Here is a 4,109-nt window from a genome sequence, read left to right as displayed (position 1 = left end):
AACACCCGGGCATAGGTCGAGGCGTCCTTCTCGCTGACGATCTCCACGGCGGCGAAGAGGTCGCCCAACCCGGAAGCCGCCAGCTTCTGTTCCTGGTGCAGCAGATCGCCCTTGGTGATCAGCACCAGGCGATAGGATTTCGAAAGCTCGGCCAGCGCGTCCTCCACCCCGGGCAACGGCTCGACCGGCTCGGTCAGCATCTCGCGGCCCACCGCCAGGATCTCGCGGATGACCCGCGACGGCGCCTCGCCGTCGGTCAGCTCCATGGCCGTCTCGATCATCGACAGGGTGAACCCCTTCACCCCGTAGCCGTAGAGGCGCAGGTTGCGCTTCTCCACCTCCGCCAGCCGCGCCTCAAGTTCGGCCCGGTCGGCGACCTCGGCCAGCAGGTCGCAGAACCGCTCGTGGGTCAGGCGGAAGATGTTCTCGTTGTGCCAAAGGGTGTCGTCGGCGTCCAAGCCGACCGTGGTGATGCTCATGCGGCCTCCCATAGCCTCATATGCGCGAAAATCGAGCCTCACCGCCCAAACGACAGGCGCTTCGCGGTTTCCTGCGCCCGATTTGGGCGCCGGTCGCACGTCAGCAGCCTCCCGCGCCTCATCTGATCGCCGTGGTTGCGTGATTCTCCGGGGCGGCCGATGTCTAAGAGCGGACTGCGCGGTTGGTGCGCCAAGCTCGCGCGCGATATCGGCCGAACCTTGGGAGGTCGCGCGCTCGTCGCGGCCGAGGCCGAGGCGTTGCGCGCCGAGGCTCGCCTGCGCGAAGCCATCGACGCCCTGCCCGAGGGCGTGGTCTTCCTGGACGCCGAGGGCCGCTACGTCCTGTGGAACCGGCGCTACGCCGAGATCTACCACCGATCCGCCGACCTGTTCCGGCCCGGCGCCCGGCTGGCGGACACCCTGAGGGTCGGGGTCGCGCGTGGCGACTATCCCGACGCCGTCGGCCGCGAGGACGAATGGCTGGCGGCCCGCATGCGGAAGCTGACCTCGCCCACCGGCGAGCGCCACGAGCAGCGCCTGGCCGACGGCCGCTGGCTGATGATCGAGGAACGCCGCACCGCCGACGGCGGGATCATCGGCCTGCGGGTCGACATCACTCAGCTCAAGCGCCAGGCCGCCGACCTGGAAGACGCCTTGCACCACGCCGAGGCCGCCAGCCGCGCCAAGAGCGACTTCCTCGCCGACATGAGCCACGAGTTGCGCACGCCCCTCAACGGGGTGATGGGCTTGGCCCAGGCGCTGGAGGCCGGCGACCTGGCCGACGATCAGCGCGCCATACTGGCGGAAATCGTGAAATCGGCGCGCGCCCTCGACGATCTGGTCAACAACCTGCTCGATTACGGCGACGCGGAGCGGGCCACCGACTCAACGCCGGCGACGGGTTCCATCGTCCACGCGCCTGACGCCCCGCCGCTGCGGGTCCTGGCCGCCGACGACAACCCCACCAATCGCAAGGTCATTGAATTGATGCTAGGCGCGGCCGGCGCCGAGGTGGTCAGCGTCGAGGACGGCGCCCAGGCGGTGCAGGCGTGGCGAAGCGGCGCCTTCGACCTGGTGCTGATGGACCTGCGCATGCCGGTGATGGATGGGCTGGACGCCATCCGAGCCATCCGCCGCGCCGAGGGCGCCGGCCTGCCCCGCGCCCCGATCATCGTGATCAGCGCCAATACCGCGCCGGGCGACCTGGAAGCCTCGAAGGCCGCTGGCGCCGACCGCCACATCGCCAAGCCCGTCCGCGCCGAGACGTTGTTCGAGGCGATCTCCGAGGTGTTGGAACAGGGCCCCTAGACCGAGCCCTTACGCTCGATCACCAGGATGCGCGCCTCACCGATCGGATGGGCCACGTGTTCGTCGCCAACCTGGGCGATGAACATGTCGGTGGGCTCCAGTCGCGCTGATTTCTCGACCCCGCCTTCGCGAAAGCGCATCTCGACGACGCCCTCGAGGACGACGAACACCTCCGGTCCATCGTTGACGTGCCAGACATAAGGCTGGTCGGTCCAATGCAGGCGGACGCTCGCGCCGTCGATCTCGGCGAGGTCCCTCGACCCCCAGGCGCGCTCGGCGATGAATGTCCGGGCGTCGGTGACGATGCTGGGCATGCGCCTAGGCCGCGCAGGCCTTGTGCGCCTTGCTGAACCGCTCGCTCGAAGCCGGGAAGCGGGCGAGCGCGGCGGCGGGCCGGATCGGCCGGGCCGCGAAGTTGCCGCCGCAGTTGGGGCAGACGCCGCCGAGGCGGGCCTCCACGCAGTCGGCGCAGAAGGTGCATTCGAAGGTGCAGATCATGGCGTCCGGCGCGTCGGCGGCCAGGTCCTTGTCGCAGCATTCGCAGTTGGGTTTCAGAGCCAGCATCGTCGAACTCCGTTAAATCGCTGCTAGACTATGCCAAGACATGGCGGCGTCAGAAATGACGCACTTCCCTCGTTTTCCGCCAATGACCTACTCGCCAAAGCCCTCGCCGGGCTCGACCGGATCCAGCCGCAACAGCCGCGAATCGGCCACGCCCGCCGTCCGGTGTTTCACGAACTCTTGGTAGTCGGGGTCGGAGACCATGGCCAGGAAGGCGCCCGCGTTCGGATACTCGGCGATGAAGGCCAGGTCCCAGGCTTCATCCCGCGGTCCGGTCACCAAGACCTGCGGCTTGCCCGCCCAGACCTGACGCCCGCCCAGGCGCTTGAGGATCGGCGCGGTGGTCCGGCCATAGGCGCGGTAGGCGTCCAGCCCCGTGATCGCCTTGCCGTGATCAGGGTGATCCTCGGGATAATCGGCCATCGGCTTCACCCGCACGAGGTTGAGCATCTGAATGGGCTGGTCCCGCGGCAGGGCCTTGAAGATCGCCCAGGCGTCGCGGTCGGGGTCGATATAGACACTCATCGCAGGCCTCCTCCCATTCGGGCGCATTGACCGGCCCGTCGGGACTCACTAACTACGCGGCCGTTTGCGCAACAAGCAGGCAGATCAAAACGGACGGGGTTCACCCTGGCCCGTCCTTCTGCGAGCATGCGCCCCGCCATAGGAGCCACGCCGATGACCACCGAACTTCTTCCTGGTGCGACTGGCGTCCTGGTGCTGGCGGACGGCACGGTCCTGCAGGGGACCGGCGTCGGCGCGGCGGGCGAGGCGGTGGGCGAAGTCTGCTTCAACACCGCCATGACCGGGTACCAAGAGATCCTCACCGATCCCTCGTACATGTCCCAGATCGTGGCCTTCACCTTCCCGCACATGGGCAACACCGGGGTGAACGTCGAGGACATCGAGCAGATGTCGGGCTCGGCCAAGACCTCGGCCTGCGGCGCGATCTTCCGCGACGTGCCGACCGCCCCGGCCAACTGGCGCTCGGAGGGCGATCTCGACACCTGGATGAAGCGCCGCGAGGTGGTGGGCCTCGCGGGCGTCGACACCCGCGCGCTCACCCGCGCCATCCGCGAGAAGGGCATGCCGCACGGCGTCATCGCCCACAGTCCCGACGGCAAGTTCGACATCCCGGCCCTGGTCGCCAAGGCCAAGGCCTGGTCGGGCCTGGTCGGCCTCGATCTGGCCAAGGACGCCACCTGCCTGCAGCCGTTCGTCTATGACGAGGGGCTGTGGACCTGGCCGGAGGGCTACGCCAAGGCCGGTCAGCCGAAGTACGAGGTCGTGGTCCTGGATTACGGGGTAAAGCGCAACATCCTGCGCGCGCTGACCTCCATCGGCGCCCGGGCCACCGTGGTGCCGGCCAACACCTCGGCCGAGGACATCTTGGCCCGCAAGCCGGACGGCGTCCTGCTGTCCAATGGCCCTGGCGACCCCGAAGCGACCGGCCTCTACGCGGTCCCCGAGATCAGGAAGCTGGTCGAGAGCGGCACCCCGGTGTTCGGTATCTGCCTGGGCCACCAGATGATGGCGCTGGCGCTGGGCGCCTCCACCGTGAAGATGGAGCAGGGCCACCACGGCGCGAACCATCCGGTGAAGGACATCACCACCGGCAAGGTGGAGATCGTCTCCATGAACCACGGCTTCACCGTCGACCGCGACAGCCTCCCGGCCCCGGTGGTCGAGACCCACGTCTCGCTGTTCGACGGCACAAACGCCGGCATCGCCCTGAAGGACCGTCCGGTCTTTTCGGTGCAG

6 protein-coding genes are annotated in these 4,109 nt (G+C 68.4%); 2 read left to right on the top strand and 4 right to left on the bottom strand.

Translation table 11 applies throughout. The annotated features are described in order from the left end of the window. Positions 1–479: HAD family hydrolase (locus RMO04_RS03305; protein ID WP_309643371.1), on the bottom strand; the 479-nt coding region annotated here is incomplete at its 3' end. Positions 480–638: 159 nt separating this feature from the next. Between RMO04_RS03305 and RMO04_RS03300 the strand changes: the two genes are divergently transcribed. Beyond that, positions 639–1,787: a response regulator gene (locus RMO04_RS03300; RefSeq protein WP_309643370.1), complete on the top strand. Its 1,149-nt coding sequence runs from the start codon at positions 639–641 to the stop codon at positions 1,785–1,787. On the opposite strand, the gene RMO04_RS03295 is transcribed toward RMO04_RS03300, so the two are convergent. From RMO04_RS03295 to RMO04_RS03285, 3 genes are all read right to left on the bottom strand, one after another. Then, entirely contained in the window at positions 1,784–2,101 is a 318-nt protein-coding gene (locus RMO04_RS03295; protein ID WP_309643369.1) for a cupin, read from the bottom strand. The genes RMO04_RS03300 and RMO04_RS03295 overlap by 4 nt on opposite strands. A gap of 4 nt (positions 2,102–2,105) precedes the next feature. Then, the gene (locus RMO04_RS03290; protein ID WP_309643368.1) at positions 2,106–2,351 is read right to left on the bottom strand and encodes a DUF1272 domain-containing protein; all 246 of its coding nucleotides are present in this window, start codon (positions 2,349–2,351) and stop codon (positions 2,106–2,108) included. An 87-nt stretch (positions 2,352–2,438) separates the two neighbouring features. Further along, positions 2,439–2,873, bottom strand: a complete 435-nt coding sequence (locus RMO04_RS03285) for a DUF1330 domain-containing protein (protein WP_309643367.1) — start codon at positions 2,871–2,873, stop codon at positions 2,439–2,441. 153 nt (positions 2,874–3,026) lie between these two features. Here RMO04_RS03285 and carA point away from each other — a divergent pair. Then, positions 3,027–4,109, top strand: a 1,083-nt coding sequence (carA, locus tag RMO04_RS03280; RefSeq protein ID WP_309643366.1) for a glutamine-hydrolyzing carbamoyl-phosphate synthase small subunit, incomplete at its 3' end; no start/stop codon positions are given.

Origin of the sequence: Phenylobacterium sp., assembly GCF_031412415.1 — a bacterium.
GTDB lineage: Bacteria > Pseudomonadota > Alphaproteobacteria > Caulobacterales > Caulobacteraceae > Phenylobacterium.
The sequence above is the reverse complement of the archived record's forward strand: the minus strand, read 5'-3'. Positions and strand labels throughout refer to the sequence as shown.

What these genes read in the sequence shown, in the direction of transcription:
- RMO04_RS03300 (WP_309643370.1), top strand. Translation starts at nt 639, where the DNA reads ATGTCTAAGAGCGGACTGCGCGGTTGGTGCGCCAAGCTCGCGCGCGAT.
- RMO04_RS03295 (WP_309643369.1), bottom strand. Translation starts at nt 2,101, where the DNA reads ATGCCCAGCATCGTCACCGACGCCCGGACATTCATCGCCGAGCGCGCC.
- RMO04_RS03290 (WP_309643368.1), bottom strand. Translation starts at nt 2,351, where the DNA reads ATGCTGGCTCTGAAACCCAACTGCGAATGCTGCGACAAGGACCTGGCC.
- RMO04_RS03285 (WP_309643367.1), bottom strand. Translation starts at nt 2,873, where the DNA reads ATGAGTGTCTATATCGACCCCGACCGCGACGCCTGGGCGATCTTCAAG.